We start from the raw sequence: 17,897 nt of genomic DNA on the forward strand, positions 1-17,897 counted from the left end.
GTCGCCGGCGCGGCCAGTCACGAATGTGACAGGAGCGGGTGCCCACGAAGCATGAGCGCGCCTCGTGACGTGGCCATGAGGCTTCGTCGGTGATATCGACGGGCGGTGCCCGTCCGCAGAGGAGCGACCGGCGTGGCCCTGATCGCGTCATGGTCATCCCACTGCTGACCGACACGGTGAGGACTACATCCACCACTCAGCGGGACGTCATTTAAGGACGTGGCGCAGCCGGCCCTGATCACATCATGGTCCAACCCGCAGAACCTCCGCACGACCGCGAGCTATATTACTAGCCGGGACGTCACCGTCCATCGTCCGGGTCAGGTGACGGCGCCGCTGATTTGCTCGGCGCTAACCCACCCGAGGCATCTCCGGACGCCGCCGTCTCATCAACGGCGAAGGCGCGATGGCGAAGAACTGTTGTTGGTTGGTCACGTCGTCGTTGCTTGAACGACCCGTGCGCCGATCCGGACCGACAGTGTGAGCAGGGCCAAGGCGGTCACGCCGGTCAAACCGCCACGTACCCAGTCGGCATCAGGGAGGACCCTGGCGAGCACGAGGAGGCAGATTGCGATGCCGAGAATCAGAATAGTAGAGAGTGCGACGGAATACCATCGGACAATGTTCCTAGTCCAGAAGACGACGTCAGCATCGTTTCGGGTCCGTGGTTCATCGAGGTAATCGCGGTCCCAAACGATGGTCAGCAACAGCACTGGGAGAACCTGAGCGAGGGTTGTGTAGAAGTCTAACTCGGCCATGTCGCCATAATCTCACGCGGCGGCAGGGTTCGGTGCGTACCTTTACAGGGTGTGAAGCAGCGCTAACGGAGCCAACATGTCGAAGCGCACAGATTCAGATGCGGGGACAAGTGGGCGCTGTCCCGAGCAGCGGGGAACCATGCCCAAGTAGCGACCTGGACGTGTACCTTCACATTCACGGCTCCCGGACCGCCCCCACCCGATGACCAGCAGCTCAACCTGCGCCGCTGCCTCGTTTCATATCCACTGCGGAACATCACTCGACCATATGACCGCCTTCGACCCTATGACCGCTCTCGAGGGAATACGTCCGACTCATGTTGGCCTCCCTGGCTCGAGGCTCCCTCAGTACTCGTTCACGAGATGCCCATGATCCACGACTGCGAAGACCGTCGAGGCGGCCTCGTTCGGCTCCACATTGAGGCGATAGATCCCCTCTGCCAGTAGAGGCAGAGCGACCTGGGTGCTGCCGTGAGCAGCCAGGTCGACGGCCAGCTTATGAACGACCCGTCTCTCACTCAACAGCTTCAGCACATAACGCCCTCTCGCCTCGACCTCCACGTTAGCGTGAATGGTCTCTGAGGTTGTGTACACGTCCCGCACTTCGATGTGCACGGTCGGCTCCACCGCCCTGCGATAGCGGCCCAAAGTTCTGAGGTCGTCGCTTTCTAGCAATGCTTGCGTGTACTCCAGTACCCGCCCGTCTCTTGGGAGGTCGCCGTGCGAGGTGTTGACATAGTAGGGCCGATCAGTGTACGGATCCATTCTGGGTGACACGGCGGCGAAGCGGCTTACCACGCCGTCACCACCATGATCGGAACCGTCCAGTTGATACAGCCTCTCAAGGTTGCCGGAGTGGAGTCGAACACCTTGTGCGGTACGTTGGCCGATCCCAACCACGGGTCGGACAAGCATCGGGGTCTCGGCCACGGTTGCGTCGGAATATGTATTGAACTCGTTAAGGAACCGCGCGCCGTCGAGCACACGACGAGGATCGATACCGGGCAGGATCACCTCGTCGACCTTGCGCAATTGCTGGTTCTCGCCCTCGTCAATGCAGGCATAGGCCGGCAGAATCTGATACAGCGACGTCATGGATCGGTACGGTGTCGTGAGATCGAAGTTCAGCGTGCCGGCAATGCTTAGGCGCGCGCCGTTAACGAGCCGGTCGAGAGCGTGCACCGAGCCCCCGAACGGCGTCCCGATTGGCACGAAGAGCCGCGTGTCCTCCCATCCGTTTAGACGTTCTAGAAACTCTGCGGCGACCAGACCGCCCTCGGCATGTGCAAGAACGACCAGTCGCGAGTCCGAATCCCCTCGGAGTTAACCCGGATCTTTTCACGAGCTTGATCATCTGGCTGGTCGTCGGGGTTCTGGACCCGCGTGGGCGTGAGGATCGCATCTGGGTGTGACGGGTCGGCCGAGGTCGCTCGGGTGGGCGCCGGTTCCACGGTCCGGTTAGATCTGCGGTCGTCGGGACGGTGGGCCGGGGGTCAGCCGGGCGCCGGGGCCGCGGCCGGGCCGCTGAGCCGGGCGAGCGGCGTCGAGGGCCTGTAGCGCAAGTGCGGTGAACGGTGCGGTGGCGGCCAGGTGCAGCCGCCGGCGGCCGGTGCGCGCGTGGCGGGCGGGGATCGAAAGCAGCCGCAGGCGCAGCCGCTTGAGTTCCCAGCGGCGGGCTTCCTCATGGCCGGGGTGCCCGGTCAGGGCGAGGGTCTGCATCCAGGCGGTCAGGTCGGCGGCGAGCGCGACGAGGGCGCACCAGATCTCGTTCGGCGCGAAGTCGTGCAGCGGCAGGTTGGTCAGGCCGGTGTCTTTCGCGCAGCAGATGCGGTCCTCGGCGCGGGCGCAGCGGCGGTGCCGCAGCTCGAGGTCGGCCAACTGGCCGCGGCGAGTGTTGGTCACGAAGGCGGTGATCCGCATGCCGTCGAGGTCGGTGATCCGCAGCTGGGCACCGGGGTGCGGGCGTTACTTACGCACGATCAGCCGCATCCCCGCCGGCCAACTCGTGAGGTCGAACAGCCCGGTCACCTCGGCGACAAACGCGCCGGGACGGGGCTGGCGGTCGGCGTCGTAGGCCGGTGTCCAGGCGTCGTCGGGGATGCTCGCCAGCGTCTGCTGGATCGAGGCCAGGTCGCCGGGCAGGGAGAAGCCGACCGAGTAGGACAGGCGCCGCCGGGTCAGCCAGGCTAGCCACTCGTGGGTGCCGCCGGCACCGTCGATGCGGACGAGCACCCTCTTGCCGGGTCGATGCCCGCCAGGCAGCTGCGCCAGCGCGGCGGCGATGACCTGCTTGTGGTCGGCCACGGTGTTCGACCCGGCGTTCCCGGCCCGCAGTAGGAACGTCAGCGGTTCGCCGGTGCCCTCGGCGCCGTGATCGACGAACGCCCACAACGGATGGAAGCCGAACCCGCGCTCGAACGTCGGTGCTGCGCACTCCTTCTCCGAGTGCGCCGTGACCAGGGTGGCGTCCACGTCGATGACCAGCGGCGCCGCGGCGTCCGCGCCGTGGTCGGGGGCATGCTCACCGACCAGCGCCCATGCCTGCTTGCGAGCCGCGGCCCGGGCGGCGGCGAGCGCCGCGAGCGCGGCCAAGGCGTCCGCGGCCAGGGTGTCGATGCACCGGGACACCGTCGGGTCCGAGGCCACCGGCCCGAACACCTGCGGATGCGCCCGCAGCCCGGCGATGTCGGCCAGACAATCCCCGCCGATGGCCAGCAAGAGGCCAGGTCCAGCACGATCTTGCCCGGATCGTGCCGGGCGAACGGCGGCCGCCACCGGGCCAGCGCCGCGCTCAACGCGGTATCCAGCCCGACCGCCGTCGCGGTCCGGTTCAGCAGCACCCCGCCGGCCCCGGAGACGACCTGGCGGTCGGACCCGTCGACCACCAAGTGCGGGTAGAGCCCGCTACGCTTCTTCACCAGAAAGGTGCCTCCTGGCCCGCGCGGATATTGCCTTCAGCAAGCAACATCCCTGCAGGCCAGAGGCACCTTTCGTGCTCCCGCATTAGCCCTCAGATCGGGCGCGATGAAAGCCCCGGGCTAACGACCTCGTGCATGGTTAGCGGGACGGGATGCTCGGGACGGAACGGAGCAGAGTTGTGGTGTCAAGGACGCTGGCCCGTGCCGCCGCTGTCGACGATCGCCGAGTGAGCCGGCTGTCCCCGCAGGTCTCGCTGAGCTGGTTGTCGAACTGGAGCCGCGCTGGCAGGCCCGCCAGGATGCACGGCTGGCCGATCGGCCGCGGCGGCGGACGGTCGGAGCTGGCGCCCGGCGCCGGTTGGTGTTCATCAACCGGCTGCTGGCCACCCTGGTGCACCTGCGTCATCCATCACGTGCTGGCCTGCTTGTTTGGGGTCTCCCGCTCGACGATCACCCGTGCCATCGGGGAGGTGCGCCCGCTGCTGGCCGAGCGCGGCTGCACCGTCGAGGCGGGCTCCGGCTGCGCACCCTGGCCGACGTGGTGGCCCATCTAGGCCAGCAAGCAGGTGGGCCTGCTCGATGCCACCGATCTGAGTGCGCCGCCCGGCGGTCCACCGGGCGGGGCGGCAGCGGTTCGTTCCGGCAAGGCCCGTGCCAACACCGTCAAGGCGCTGGTGATCACCGACGCGAACGGTGACCTAGGCCCTGTTTGGGAAGTCGCTCGGGGGCCGGGGGCGGCGTGTCGGTGCCGGAGAAAAGGCGAGGTCTCCGGTAGAGGGATCAACGACCAAGAAGACCCTCACCACGGAGACCTCGTGGACGGCACCCTACCCGCCGGTGCCCGCCATGACCTGACCGACGAGCAGTGGGCGATCCTCGCCGTGCTGCTGGAGTCGCTGCTCCCGGTCGGCAGGAAGCCCGGCAGACCCCGGAAATGGACCCTGCGCCAGCTCGTCGACGGCATCCGCTTCCGCACCCGGACCGGCTGTCCCTGGCGGGACGTGCCCGAGCGCTACGGCACCTGGCAGAGCATCTACGGCCTGTTCCGCGCCTGGCAGCTGGCCGGCCGATGGCCCGCGATCCTCACCGGACTACGGGCGCTGGGCGAGGAGGCCGGAGGAATCGAGTGGGTGGTGTCGGTGGACTCCACGGTCAACCGGGCGCATCAGCACGCCGCCGGCGCCCGCCGCCATCCCGAAGCCCAGCGCACTCCGCCGGCCGGGGAGCCGCCCGATCACACGCTGGGCCGCTCCCGCGGTGGCTTGTCGACGAAGGTGCACCTGGCCGTCGAGGCCGGCCGCAAGACGCTGGCCACCGCGCTCACCCCCGGGCAGGCGGCCGACAGCCCGCAGTTCACCACCGTGCTCGAGCGGATCCGGGTGCCACACCGCACCGGTCCGGGTCGCCCGCGCACCCGACCGGATCGGGTGCTGGCCGACAAGGCCTACTCCAGCCGGGCCAACCGCGCCTATCTGCGCCGCCGCGGCATCCTGGCGACCATCCCGGTCAAGGCCGACCAGCAGGCCAACCGGCGCAAGAAGGGCTCCGTCGGCGGTCGACCGCCGACGTTCGACCCGGCCCGCTACCGGCAGCGGCATGCCGTCGAATGCGGCATCAACCTGCACAAACAGCACCGCGGCTTCGCCAACCGCTACGACAAGCTCGCCGTCCGCTACGAGGCCACCGTCCAGATCAGCGACATCGACATCTGGCTGCGCGACCTTTCAAACAGGGCCTAGACCGACACCACGACCCGGGACGTCACCACCGTCGGCCGACCGTTCGCGATGACCGACTGGTGCCCTCGCCGATGCGGTGAGCATCCGTTGACGTCGTCGTGACGCGCCGGTGATGCGCTGGACCGGATGATCCCCGTGCATATGTGCGAGGAGCTCGAACGCGACGATGGGAGGGTCGGCTAAATGTCCTCGCGATGGCGGGCTACTCTGGCGGCCTAGCCAGGAGCACGCCCGTCGTTGAACGGCTCCGCAGGAGAACCGGGACGGATTGCGCAACCGCACTCACCGTGCCGTCGGGCCCTGCCCTGCACGTGACGACAGGGCAACCGCACGCATGGAGGGCTGACGGACCACATCGCACGGTGAGGACCCGGGCATCCGCTTCGAGGCCTGCGGAGCAGAAAGTCTCGCCCGGCGGGATACAGGCCATCGTCATCGCTCCCGACTCAGAGAGGTAGAGACCATGACACCGATGCGGGCGCGAGTGGGGACCTTCGGATCACACCTTCAGCATTTCGCCCGGTCCGTGGACATCGTGGACAAGAACACCTTCGACACCAGCCGGGGACTAGTCTACGAGTACCTGCAAGAGCAGTTCCACGCCAAGTACATGGAGCTGTCAATCCAGCACACGGTCGACGGGGCGGCGGGTCTCCGCACCCTGTGGAGCAGCAGCGAGAATCAGGAGTTGTCCACTACGATCAGGAACGCCGACGGCGCGTACTCCACTCAGTCGGCGTTGTGCTTCGGTGAGAAAAAGAAGCTTTGGATTGTGGACGCCGACAAGGGTCCACTGCGAACCACGAGCAGTTGTCACGACCTGTGGTCCGGGGTGACCGATCTCCCCGCTTACCGCCCCCCCGTCGACAACGCCTCGATGTTCACCTCGGTGCTTATCCCGATCTGTCGCCCCAACAACCGAATTCTTGGAGTGCTGAATGTCGAGTCCGCGAGGTACTATGAATTCGACGACTTCGATCCCGACGAGATGTTCGCTCTCGCTGATGCGCTAGGTGTGCTGTACGACCTCTTCGAGATTCACAAGTTGCAGGCGCAAGGCACTCGTGATGCGATGGACCAACTCCGCAAGATTAGGAGCTCGGCCAGTTCTCCACGATCCATCACGCCTCAGGTTTTCATCTCCTTCTCCGACCGGGCTGACGACAGAGTCGTGGGGATCCTCCTTGATGTGCTGCAGGGTCTCGAGAGCCACCCTAGAATCGTGACCTGGCAGGAGATCGACGCGAGCGGCCAGATCGGCCAGCAAATCGACGACGCGATCAATGCGTCGCATGTAGGGGTCTGCTACCTCTCGGAACCCAACGGCCAGGGTGGATTTGAGGACAACGACAATGTCTTGATCGAGGTTGGCATGTTCCGCGAGAGAGACGTCACGCAGAAACAAGCGACGTGCCTGCTCGTCCGCGAGAAGGCGTCACCGCAATGTCCCTTTAACGTCGCCAGCGACCGAATCCTGTACGTCCCGCGCACCGGCAACGGAGTCAACGAACCGATGCTCCGCGCGGAGCTCGAGTCCAGGTTGAAGTGGCTTATGCTGAGCGCTGGCTAGTGCCGCGTTCGTCGATCTTGCGTCACCGGGGTTGCAGCATCGAGACGCCTAGATGAGTGAGTCCGTTTGGTCGGGGACATGCAGGCGTCTGGCCACAGCGGGCGGAGGGTGCCAAGACCGAGGTGTAAGCAACGAACTCGACATCCTCCTGCCGCGCTCCACGTAGACCTGGAAGACCGGGTGCTGCCCTTGCTGGGTTCCTCGCGGGCACGTCGGCGAGGCCGGCAGCCGGTGTTGACCGACGCCGAGCTGGGTGTCTAGCGGTGGCTCAGTAATTGCTCGGAGTAGCCAGCGAGCGGCACTGGATCCGCTACGCCCGAACCAACCCCCAGTGGGGTGTTCCCGCACTTGCCCGGCCAGTCCGACTATGGCAGGACCCCGGTGGTCTGGTTGGCGCGACGGGACGCGGCCGCGAGACGTCCGGCGCTCCTCGAGCGGCTTCCCCTTTCTGGTGGCGTCCGGACTGCCCTGCGAGCAGCGCGACGGCTTTGCCGCCGATGTCAGCGCCAACAAGTCACCTGCGACGGCCACGAACCGATACGGTGGACCGGTCCGCTGGTGGCGTCCTTCGAGGACCCTCGTTGGCGGAGCAGGTTGATACCTGACGGGTCGCCTACGTCAGTCACCCGTCGCCCCGGGAGGGTGTCATGGGGATCGCCAAGCAGTACAACAAGCGGCTGCACAGTGAGATCGGTGCCTACGCTGCCTGGCTACCGATGGCTAACCAGTTCGAACTCGGTGATTTCGGGCTGATCAGCCAAGGGTTCTTCCAGCGGCTTGGGAACATCCGGGAGTTCGGGGTGCAGGTCACCGGGCGCGAGGGCAAACCGGTCGAGCTCGACTACCGATCCGACGGCACGCGGGTCGTCTCCGTTGCCGGCGGCGTAGAGGTGGACATGTTGCCCGCTGCGCCCATAGCTGCCCGGCTCAGGATCGAGTTCCGCGACCGCGAGGCGTATTACCTCAAGGCATCGAGAAGCACTGTCGAGGAGATCCCGAACCTGCACGAGGTCGCGGCCAAGCTGGCCAATGCGCCCGGCTGGCGGAAGAAGTACCGCGTGGTCTGGACGACGATCACGGGCCACGACTGCATCATCGCCACATCGACGGCGTCGAGCGCCAGCCTGGTGCTGGGTGGTCAAGCTGATGCGCTCTTGCAGGTCGGCGTGGGGGCAATCGGCGCGGATGTGCAGGTCGTCTCCGAGGAAGACGTCGGTATCAGGGTGGTCGGCCAGACCGGGGTCGTCGGCCTCAAGCTCTTCAAGCTCAAGGTATGGAGCAGTGACGCCAAGTTCCTCCCCGCCGAGGACCAGCCGGAGGGGCAGTTGCTGGACAAGGACCCGGCGCCGGATGATGACGTGTGATGACCGACTGGACGTCCCAGTTGGTCGACATCATCCGGCCCGGCGCGGACATCGGGTCCCTGCGCACCGGTGAGGACTACCTCATCGCCCGTGGCGGGGACAAGCTCCGCGCCTACCGCATGCCGCTGACCGATGAGAACGTCCTCGACTGCCTGGAGAACCTGCGAGCCGCGATCCTCGGCACCGGCAGTGAGGACGAGCGCGCCACCAAAATCGTGGTGGAGACCGTGACCGAGATCCTGAGCCAGGAGCCGCCGGCAGCTCCGCTTCAGATCGATCTCGTCACGTCCCACCGCGAGATCGCGGCGTTGCCGTTCGAGGCTGCGTTGGCATCCGATGGCAAGCAACTCCTCGTCGGACGCACGCCGCCGGTCGTGCTCACCAGACGCATCCGCGGGCGGTTCCGCGAGCGGACCCCGGTGTGGCCAGCAACCCCGCGGGTCCTGCTGATCGGGAGTTCACCGGAACAACCGATTCCGCTGGAGGAGCACCTCACGGCGTTGATGACCGCGCTGCGTCCCTGGGTCGAGCCCCTGGAAGGCGTACCTGAGGCGATCCCGCACGCGGAGAAGATATTGACCACGCTCGAGGGCGCATCGCTCCGCAGGGTCGCTGAGGCGTGCCGCGTCACGGAGACGCCGTTCACCCATGTGCACGTCCTCGCGCACGGATGTCGGATTCGGTCAGGCAAGCGCGAGCAGTTCGGTCTGCAACTGTTTTCGGACGATGGCCGGAGTGCCGTGGGGGTTTCGGGCTCTCAGCTGGCCGACGCGCTGGCCGCCGGTGGAGTACTGCCGACGGTCGTGACGCTGACCGCCTGCGACTCGGCGAACGTCGGCAGCACCACAGTCGATGGGGCAAGCATCGCGCACAGCATCCACCAGGCCGGCGTACCGATCGTCGTGGCGGCCCAGTACCCGATGTCCCATGCCGGCTCGGCGCTGACCGTGGGAACGTTCTACGCCGAGCTTCTGAACGGCACCGATGTCCGGGACGCCCTCGTCCTTACTCGGGAGGCGCTGTACGGCCGAGGCGCGGGTCGCGACTGGATGAGTTTGGTGGCCTACGCTCAGCTGCCGGAGGGCTACCAGGATCGCCTGCTCGACGTGCGGCTCAAGGCCGACCTGGCATCGATGGAAACCGCCGGCCTGTGGGCGGAGCACCTCGTGCGGCACGACGCGACGAGGGAGAAGTACGACTATGTCATCGACCAGCTCAGCGCCCGGATCGAGAGTCTCTCCCGATGGGAGGCGGAGGCGGAGCGCGTGTCCCGCCGCGACATGCTCGAGGAGAGCCGTGGGCTGCTCGGCAGCGCGAACAAGCGGCTTGCCGAGCTGCACTTCCGTCGTGGCGCGCTCGAGGCCTCCCGCGGCGCGCTCATGTCGGCCGCCGAGTGCTATGCCCGCGCCTACGACCGGGACCCGTCCTCGTACTGGACGGGAGTGCAGGAGTTGTCGCTGGAGGCCGTCACCCACGGTCTCCTCCAGGAACCGTGGCGCTGGCACGCCGCGATGCACGCCGCAAGAGCGGACCGGAAGGCCTGGAACCTCGGCTCGCAGGCAGAGCTGCACCTCCTCGGTCCCTACGCCGGCCAGCCGCGGGACCTGGACGCAGCATCCGCGGCCCTCGACGAGCTGACGCAACTCGCTGCCGACGATCCCTATCCGGTCACGGCGACGGCTCGGCAGCTGGCCCGCTATGTGACTTGGTGGAGAAACGACAACGGCTTCTTCCCCGGCACCGCTGATCTCGGCGCTGACGTCGAGGAGATCCTGAGCCGTTGGAACCGGTACACCTCGTCCTGACCGCCAACGGGATGCACTGCTCGCTCGTGCCTTAGCTAGCGCCTCGGAGGCGGCTCGCGCATGCGTCCAGCGAGCGGTCTGGTCCGCGTTTGGGGCGTTCGCCTGGAGAATGGCCGCGAGGCCCAGCGCGATCGCCGCGGTGATCGCTGCGCCGGTCGCGACGCCCCGGGCCATTCACGTCTGCGCCGCCAGGGCACTGACGAGTGCGCTTGCCACAAGCAGCACGAGGTTTCACAGTCGCCGCGCCGCGGGTCGGTTGCTGCCTTCACCTCTGGGGCTGGTGTCGGGGTCCTCGGCGGGATAATAGGCCTCGGCGGGGCCGAGTTCCGCCTTCCGTTGCTGATCGGTCTGTTCGGCTTCGTCGCGCTCCAGGCAGTCATCTTGAACAAGGCGATGAGCCTGATCGTGGTCGCGACGGCGCTGCCGGCTCGCCTCCTCGGGGTGCCCTACAGCGACGTCGCTCCGCACTGGACGGTGGCGGCCAACCTGCTCGCCGGCAGTCTGATCGGTGCCTGGATGGGAGCCAGCTGGGCGACCAAGATGGCCTCGCGCACGCTCTACCGCGTCCTTGCTGCGCTGCTGGTACTCATCGCAGCAGCACTGCTTGCCACCCATCTCGGCTCGTTCGACCCGTTGGACCTCGCGTCAGCTGTGCGCATCCCGGTCGGGGTGGCTGCAGGCTTTGCGATCGGCGTCGTCGCGGCGCTCATGGGCGTCGCCGGCGGCGAACTGCTGATCCCGACGATCGTTCTGTTGTTCGGCATCGACATAAGATCGCGGGCAGCCTGTCGCCGGCGATCTCACTGCCGACGATGATGGTTGCTTTCGCCCGCTACTGCCGATCGCAGAGCTTCTCGGTCCTGCAGCAGAACACCGGCTTGGTCGTCGCCATGACCGCAGGCTCGATCGCGGGGACAGTGCTCGGTGGCTTCCTGCTCGGCGTCGTCGCCGACGCCGTGTTCATCCCACTGCTGGGACTGCTGCTGGTCCTCTCGGCGATCAAGGTCTGGAGCCACCGGTCGGACCCGCTGCGACCCGTAGATAACGTCCTTTACCTACGGGTGCGCATCGTGTTTTCGGCGTTGTCCGCTCGGTCGTTCGAGGTGAGGTGTGACGATGCCGCCGTGGTTGATCCCTTCACCTTCGGTCCGGCGGTCACCAACATGTCCGTGGGGATCTGGGCGCTCCTCTACAACATCAAGCGGAACCGTCGCATCGACGCCCCCGCTGAGCCGACAAACGATCAAGGCCTGATCGAGACCCATGTGGCCTTCCAGCAGGCAGCCGTCTCGGTGCTGCACCGGCTCAGCTACCTGTCGGCGACGGGCCTCCCGCCGTCGTGGTCAGGGATCTTGTGGACCTGGCCGGCGTCGTATCGAGCCGCGCGCGACTTCCCGGCGGCTATCGAGTCCTTGGAGCTGACGTTCTCCGCCGCCGCGATGACAGGCCCAGCGGAGCTGCTCGATCCGTCCGCCGCTGTCTTTGAGGCGATCGGGAGGAGCTGTGCCAGCTTCACCACCCGACGAGCAGGCCGGGAGGCCTTCGGATCGGCCTTGGAGAAGGCCTACAAAGAGCTTGGCACCTATACCGCAGCGTTGCGCGAGCGAATCTCGTCGCAGGCAGGCGCCGCACAAGCGTGAAGTTGGTCAGAACCGAGCGGGTGGAACGTTCCGGCACCCTCCCACTGCCGTGCCTCCTTGCGATAACGACCCCTTATTGGCAGTGAGTCTTGCAGGAGGGTGTGACAGCGCCGCGCCACTGCCAGCACTGATCGACGACACCTTCAAGCGCGTGGTAGGTCTAGGAGGTGACCGACAAGCACTACCAGGTGTTCGTAAGCTCGACTTACAAGGACCTCATCGAGGAACGCCAGCACGTGAGCGAGCAGCTACTGCGGTCGCGCTGCATCCCGTCTGGGATGGAACTCTTCACCGCGAGCGGCCGACCGCCGTGGGCTGTGATCGAGTCGGCGCTCGACACGACCGATTACATGATCCTGATCCTCGCTGGCCGCTACGGCAGCGTGGACAGTGAGGGCATCAGCTTCACCGAGCGCGAGTATGACTACGCGATCAGCTTGAAGATCCCCGTGGTCGCCTTCCTCCACGAGGACCCCGACGGACTGCCCAGCAAGCACGTCGACACCGGCGAGCAAGCTGAGAGGTTGACGGCGTTCCGCAAAAAGGTGAGCGACAGCGAGCGCCACACGGTTGAGTTCTGGCGAGACGCCAACGACCTCGCTCGGCAGGTCAGCAACGCAATGAACGAGGCCATGAGGTCCGAGCCTCGGCCCGGCTGGATCCGTGTTGGCATGGGTAACCGTGCCGTAGTCGAGCAGGCCAAGCCTTCGTCCCTCGAAGTCAGCGACGTCACGGCAAGACTGGTGGCGTTCAAGGGCAGCGAGCATCGACTCGAAATCCTGTCCGCCAGCGGAGAAGCGCGTGAGCTGCGGTGGGTTCTCCCGCAAGACAAAGGCGAATGGCACATACCTCCCACGAAGGCAGCGCTCGATGGTGAGTCGGTGCAATACCCCCTGAGCCGGCTTCGCCGTGGCCAGACGCTCCGTGTGCCCGCTGTGGCTCGGGGACGCGTGCGGCCCCTCCACATCGAGTTTCACTGGGAGACGGGCATCGGCAGCAACGCGAAGGAGCACCGCTTGGAGGCGTACCTCGAGGCCGGCTAGGAGCCTGCTGAAAAAGGGGCTCGTCGGGCGCCGGATTCGGCGTGACGATGGGGGTCGTGCAGGGCACTTCCCCGGCCCAGCATGGGGTGATGGACGCCGAGTCGCCGCTGGGTGATCTGTTGCCCTCGGGCAGCGTGTACGCGTTCTTGGCCGAGCACCGTCGGGAGCTCTTCCCGGATGCGATGTTCGCCGACCTGTTTCCCTCGCCGCTGGGCCGCCCGAGCGTGCCGGCCGATGTGGTCGCGGCGGTGCTGGTGTTGCAGGCGCTGCAGGGCCTCTCGGATCGGGAGGCGGTCGAGGCGCTGACGTTCGACCTGCGGTGGAAGGCAGCGGCCGGTTGGCCGCTCGCCGCGGCCGGGTTCCATCCCACGGTGCTGACCTACTGGCGGCGCCGGCTGGCGCGTTCGGCGCGGCCGGATCGGATCTTCGACGCCGTCCGCGAGGTGGTCGCGGCCACCGGCGTCCTGACGGGCAAGACTCGCCGGGCGCTGGACTCGACGATCCTGGAGGACGCGGTGGCCACCCAGGACACCGTGACGCAGCTGATCGCGGCGATCCGCCGGGTGCGCCGGGAGGTGCCCGGTGCCGCCGAGGTCGTTGCCGCGCAGTGCACCGGGCACGACTACGACGACCCGGGCAAGCCCGCGATCACCTGGAACGATGCTCAGGCCCGCGGCGAGCTCGTGGACGCACTCGTCGGTGACGCGCACCGGCTGCTGGGCCATCTGCCCGAGCAGGAGTTGGGGCCGCGGGCGGCCGAGGCGGTCGCGCTGCTGGCCTTGATCGCCGGCCAGGACGTCGAACCGGTCGAGGGCGGCGATGGCACCGATGGTCGCTGGCAGATCGCCCGGAAGGTCACCGCAGACCGGGTCATCTCCACCGTCGATCCCGACGCCCGGCACGCGCACAAGACCGTGCACCGGCGCACCGACGGGTTCAAGGCCCACCTGATCGCCGAACCGGACACCGGGCTGATCACCGGCTGCACGCTGACGAAGGCCAGTGGCCCCGACACCGGCGATGCCGCCGTCGGCCTCACGCTGCTGACCGCCGATGCCAGCATCGGCGGACCGGTGCAGGTGCTGGCCGACTCCGCCTACGGCACCGGGGTGATGCTCGCCGCCCTGGCCACCGCCGGCCACACCGCGCTGATCAAGCCCTGGCCGACCCGGGCGCTGATCCCGGCGGGATTCAGCACCGCCGACTTCGTCGTCGATGAGGCCACCGGGACGCTGACCTGCCCCGCCGGGCACACCGTCGCCTTGACCCGAATCACACAGGTCGCCCGATTCGGCCATCACTGCACCGGCTGCGCCCTGCGGGCCCGCTGCACCACCAGCCCGCACGGGCGCACCGTGCTGATCGGCGAGCATGACGCGCTGCAGCGGGAGCACCGCGCCCGCGCTTCGACCGCGGACTTCCAGGCCGCCTACCGCCGGCACCGGCCGATGGTCGAACGCAGCATCGCCGGGGTCACCCGGGGCGCCCGCCGAGTGCCCTACCGGGGAGTGACCAAGAACGACACCTGGCTGCACCTGCGAGTCGCCGCGATCAACCTCCGCCGCCTGCTGACCCTCGGACTCACCGGCACCGATCGAGGTTGGGCGCTGGCCCCTTGACCAGCACACCCCACCGGGCCACCGTGGGCGCGGGCAGGGCGACCTCTTCGTCGCACCTCCGGGTGCTGACCTCACTGAGCAGCTATGACTGCCGCGAGGCGCCCTGCCCCTTATTCAGCAGGCTCCTAGGCCCTGTTTGAAAGGTCGCGCAGCCAGATGTCGATGTCGCTGATCTGGACGGTGGCCTCGTAGCGGACGGCGAGCTTGTCGTAGCGGGTGGCGAAGCCGCGGTGCTGTTTGTGCAGGTTGATGCCGCATTCGACGGCATGCCGCTGCCGGTAGCGGGCCGGGTCGAACGTCGGCGGTCGACCGCCGACGGAGCCCTTCTTGCGCCGGTTGGCCTGCTGGTCGGCCTTGACCGGGATGGTCGCCGGGATGCCGCGGCGGCGCAGATAGGCGCGGTTGGCCCGGCTGGAGTAGGCCTTGTCGGCCAGCACCCGATCCGGTCGGGTGCGCGGGCGACCCGGACCGGTGCGGTGTGGCACCCGGATCCGCTCGAGCACGGTGGTGAACTGCGGGCTGTCGGCCGCCTGCCCGGGGGTGAGCGCGGTGGCCAGCGTCTTGCGGCCGGCCTCGACGGCCAGGTGCACCTTCGTCGACAAGCCACCGCGGGAGCGGCCCAGCGTGTGATCGGGCGGCTCCCCGGCCGGCGGAGTGCGTTGGGCTTCGGGATGGCGGCGGGCGCCGGCGGCGTGCTGATGCGCCCGGTTGACCGTGGAGTCCACCGACACCACCCACTCGATTCCTCCGGCCTCCTCGCCCAGCGCCCGTAGTCCGGTGAGGATCGCGGGCCATCGGCCGGCCAGCTGCCAGGCGCGGAACAGGCCGTAGATGCTCTGCCAGGTGCCGTAGCGCTCGGGCACGTCCCGCCAGGGACAGCCGGTCCGGGTGCGGAAGCGGATGCCGTCGACGAGCTGGCGCAGGGTCCATTTCCGGGGTCTGCCGGGCTTCCTGCCGACCGGGAGCAGCGACTCCAGCAGCGCGGCGAGGATCGCCCACTGCTCGTCGGTCAGGTCATGGCGGGCACCGGCGGGTAGGGTGCCGTCCACGAGGTCTCCGTGGTGAGGGTCTTCTTGGTCGTTGATCCCTCTACCGGAGACCTCGCCTTTTCTCCGGCACCGACACGCCGCCCCCGGCCCCCGAGCGACTTCCCAAACAGGGCCTAGGGCGTGTCTGACGGATCTTGGCGGCGTTAGTCGGCAGGCTCCGGGCGATGCGACAGCATCGATGCGTGGTGTCCGATGAGGCGTGGGCGTGGATGGAGCCGTTGCTGCCGTCCTCGGCCGGTCGACGGGGTGGGCGGTGGCGTGATCACCGGCAGGTGATCGAGGCGATCGCCTGGAAGTACCGGACCGGCTCGCCGTGGCGCGAGCTGCCCGAGTCCTTCGGTCCGTGGCAGACCGCCTACGAGCGGTTGACCCGCTGGAGCGATGGCGGCATGTGGGCGAAGCTGCTGGCCCGGGCCCAAGCTGATGCCGATGCTGCCGGGAGTTGGACTGGCTGGTCGCGGCGGATTCCACGTTGGTGCGGGTGCATCAGCACGGGGCCAGCGCCCGGCGGATCGGGGGCAACGCCTCCACCGTGCGCGGCGAGGCCGATGACGATCAGGAGGGCGGCCGGCGCCCCGGACGCGGCTGATTCACTCGCTGAACACCGGGTCGCCGAGCCGGCCGATCACGCGATCGGCCGTTCCCGCGGTGGGTTGACCACCAAGGTGCACGCGCTCACCGACGGCCGGGGACGGGTGCTGGTGGTGCTGCTGACCGCCGGCAACGTCAACGACACCACCATGTTCGCCCCGCTGCTCACGGCGCTGCGAGTGGCTCGCTCGGGGTCCGGTCGACCGCGTGTCCCGCGTCAAGCAGCTGGCAGATCTTCGGTCTCGGGAAAGTTGGGGATCACCGGGTCGGCCAGTCCCAGGTGAACGTCGAGCGGGCGGTTGGAGTTGACCCGCTTGCGTGGACACCTCGTTGATGCGGTCTGAGATTCAGGCCGCGGTGGTGAGAGTGTGCCGTGCTTCGAAGGTCGCCGGCGCGATCTGGCCGAGGGCCGAGTGCCGCCGGCGGGGGTTGTAGAAGGTCTCGAGGTAGTCGAAGACGGCGAGCTTGGCCTCGCGTCGGGTGGCGAATCGGCCGCCGGGCTGCCGGTCGAACAGCTCGCACTCCAGAGTGGCGAACACGCTCTCGGCCAGGGCGTTGACGCTCCTATATCCGTCAAGCTGTCGCTGGAGCGATCCGCAGGGGGCGGAGGAGCGCCCATGCCTCTCGGGCGAGGTGCCGCTTGAGGCAGCGGATGATCTCGGCCTTGGTCTTGCCTTCGAGGGTGCGTCGGGTGACGTAGGCCTTGGTGGGTTCGTGGTGCTGCATGCGCACGATCACCGCGCGGTAGAGAGCGGCGTTGGCCTGGCGGTGACCTCCGCGGTTGAGTCGGTGGCGTGTGGTGAGTCCGGAGGAGGCCGGAACTGGGGCGACGCCGCAGAGTCGGGCCCAGGCCGGCTCGGAGCGGACCCGGTCGATGTTGTCCCCGGCGACGATGAGCAGTTCGGCGGCGGTGTCCGGGCCGACGCCGAAGGCGGTGACCAGCTGCGGCACGAGCTGGCCGGTGAGGTCGGTGAGCAGCGCCTGGTGAGTCTTGATCTCCTCGTTGAGCTGCTGCCAGCGGCGCGCGATCGACCGCAGGGCGTGCTTGGTCGCCGCCGGCACGGTGGTGACCGGCCCCGGGCGCAAGCCGGCGCAGCGGTCGATGAGCGCCATCTTCGACAGCGGCTGCAGGGGCTCGCGCAGCTCCGGTGGGGCGTTCACCAGCACGGCCTTGAGGCTGATCATCGCCGCGGTGCGGGCCTTGACCGCGATGTCCTTGGCGACCTTAATCTGGCGGAGCATCTCCACGACCCCGTCGTTGACCTTGGGCACCGCGGTGGCATGTCCGCCCAGCACGGCGCGGGCGGCGTTCTCCGCGTCGATGGTGTCGTTCTTGCCGCGCAGCCGCCGGTCGCGACGATCGGTGCGCAGCACCTCGATCACGCCGATGTCCCGGCGGCGGACCGCGGCGGTGAGCCCGGCACCGTAGGACCCGGTGCCTTCGATGCCGAAGGTGAGCTTGCGGCCCAGGCCGAGGGCCCAGTCGATCAGCTGGGTGTAGCCGGCCCGGTCGGCGGCGAAGCGCTGTGCGTCGATGATTCCGCCGAACTCGTCGAGGGCGACGGCGACGTGTACGTACTTGTGCGTGTCGACGCCGATGACCGCGCGGTGTCGCTGCTGGACGACTTCGGGGACCGGGCTCATGCTCATCACTGCTACCTCCAACAGACCAGGCGGACGGTGGCAGTGCTGGCCGGTCGGGTGGACGGGACTGTGACGAGACTGAGTGCGATCAGGCTCCTATGAGGTCACTGCCCGCCCGGCCAGCACCATCTGGTGCACCGCCCGGCGGACGACAGAT

14 protein-coding genes and 2 pseudogenes are annotated in these 17,897 nt (G+C 67.8%); 10 read left to right on the plus strand and 6 right to left on the minus strand.

Features of this window, described 5'->3' with window-relative positions:
• Positions 1-431 precede the first annotated feature (431 nt).
• From ACU616_RS16640 to ACU616_RS16650, 3 genes and pseudogenes are all read right to left on the minus strand, one after another.
• Complete coding sequence (locus ACU616_RS16640) at positions 432-758, minus strand: hypothetical protein (RefSeq protein ID WP_446759543.1); 327 nt, start codon at positions 756-758, stop codon at positions 432-434.
• Positions 759-1,103: 345 nt separating this feature from the next.
• Entirely contained in the window at positions 1,104-2,057 is a 954-nt protein-coding gene (locus ACU616_RS16645; RefSeq protein WP_446761492.1) for a lipase/acyltransferase domain-containing protein, read from the minus strand.
• 159 nt (positions 2,058-2,216) lie between these two features.
• Positions 2,217-3,676: pseudogene (locus ACU616_RS16650) on the minus strand (IS1380 family transposase).
• 299 nt (positions 3,677-3,975) lie between these two features.
• On the opposite strand from ACU616_RS16650, the gene ACU616_RS16655 reads away from it, so the two are divergent.
• The 9 genes from ACU616_RS16655 (at position 3,976) to ACU616_RS16695 (ending at position 14,456) form a co-directional block, all read left to right on the plus strand.
• Positions 3,976-4,230, plus strand: a complete 255-nt coding sequence (locus tag ACU616_RS16655; RefSeq protein WP_446761493.1) for a transposase family protein — start codon at positions 3,976-3,978, stop codon at positions 4,228-4,230.
• Positions 4,231-4,491: 261 nt separating this feature from the next.
• Positions 4,492-5,415 (plus strand): IS5 family transposase, encoded by a 924-nt coding sequence (locus ACU616_RS16660; protein ID WP_446759544.1) that lies wholly within the window; start codon positions 4,492-4,494, stop codon positions 5,413-5,415.
• A gap of 526 nt (positions 5,416-5,941) precedes the next feature.
• Positions 5,942-6,985 (plus strand): hypothetical protein, encoded by a 1,044-nt coding sequence (locus ACU616_RS16665; protein ID WP_446759545.1) that lies wholly within the window; start codon positions 5,942-5,944, stop codon positions 6,983-6,985.
• Between the two features lie 647 nt (positions 6,986-7,632).
• The gene (locus ACU616_RS16670) at positions 7,633-8,349 is read left to right on the plus strand and encodes a hypothetical protein (protein WP_446759546.1); all 717 of its coding nucleotides are present in this window, start codon (positions 7,633-7,635) and stop codon (positions 8,347-8,349) included.
• Positions 8,349-10,154, plus strand: a complete 1,806-nt coding sequence (locus ACU616_RS16675; protein WP_446759547.1) for a CHAT domain-containing protein — start codon at positions 8,349-8,351, stop codon at positions 10,152-10,154. The genes ACU616_RS16670 and ACU616_RS16675 overlap by 1 nt, the downstream gene beginning before the upstream one ends.
• 60 nt (positions 10,155-10,214) lie before the next feature.
• Entirely contained in the window at positions 10,215-10,970 is a 756-nt protein-coding gene (locus tag ACU616_RS16680; RefSeq protein WP_446759548.1) for a TSUP family transporter, read from the plus strand.
• On the plus strand, positions 10,967-11,794 hold the full coding sequence (locus ACU616_RS16685; RefSeq protein ID WP_446759549.1) for a hypothetical protein: 828 nt from the start codon (positions 10,967-10,969) through the stop codon (positions 11,792-11,794). Before ACU616_RS16680 ends, ACU616_RS16685 begins: the two co-directional genes overlap by 4 nt.
• Positions 11,795-11,961: 167 nt before the next feature.
• The gene (locus tag ACU616_RS16690; RefSeq protein ID WP_446759550.1) at positions 11,962-12,837 is read left to right on the plus strand and encodes a DUF4062 domain-containing protein; all 876 of its coding nucleotides are present in this window, start codon (positions 11,962-11,964) and stop codon (positions 12,835-12,837) included.
• Between the two features lie 56 nt (positions 12,838-12,893).
• Positions 12,894-14,456 carry an IS1182 family transposase gene (locus tag ACU616_RS16695; protein WP_446761439.1) on the plus strand — a complete coding sequence of 521 codons (1,563 nt, stop codon included), beginning with the start codon at positions 12,894-12,896 and terminating at the stop codon, positions 14,454-14,456.
• A gap of 125 nt (positions 14,457-14,581) precedes the next feature.
• Here ACU616_RS16695 and ACU616_RS16700 read toward each other — a convergent pair whose 3' ends face one another.
• The gene (locus tag ACU616_RS16700) at positions 14,582-15,505 is read right to left on the minus strand and encodes an IS5 family transposase (RefSeq protein WP_446759551.1); all 924 of its coding nucleotides are present in this window, start codon (positions 15,503-15,505) and stop codon (positions 14,582-14,584) included.
• Positions 15,506-15,669: 164 nt separating this feature from the next.
• Between ACU616_RS16700 and ACU616_RS16705 the strand changes: the two genes are divergently transcribed.
• Positions 15,670-16,380 (plus strand): transposase, encoded by a 711-nt coding sequence (locus tag ACU616_RS16705; RefSeq protein ID WP_446759552.1) that lies wholly within the window; start codon positions 15,670-15,672, stop codon positions 16,378-16,380.
• Positions 16,381-16,443: 63 nt separating this feature from the next.
• On the opposite strand, the pseudogene ACU616_RS16710 reads toward ACU616_RS16705, so the two are convergent.
• Positions 16,444-16,653 (minus strand): annotated as a pseudogene (locus ACU616_RS16710) (IS3 family transposase); the annotation flags it as partial.
• A gap of 16 nt (positions 16,654-16,669) precedes the next feature.
• Positions 16,670-17,746, minus strand: a complete 1,077-nt coding sequence (locus ACU616_RS16715) for an IS110 family transposase (protein ID WP_446759553.1) — start codon at positions 17,744-17,746, stop codon at positions 16,670-16,672.
• Positions 17,747-17,897 lie beyond the last annotated feature (151 nt).

It is taken from the genome of Geodermatophilus sp. URMC 62, assembly GCF_052931475.1.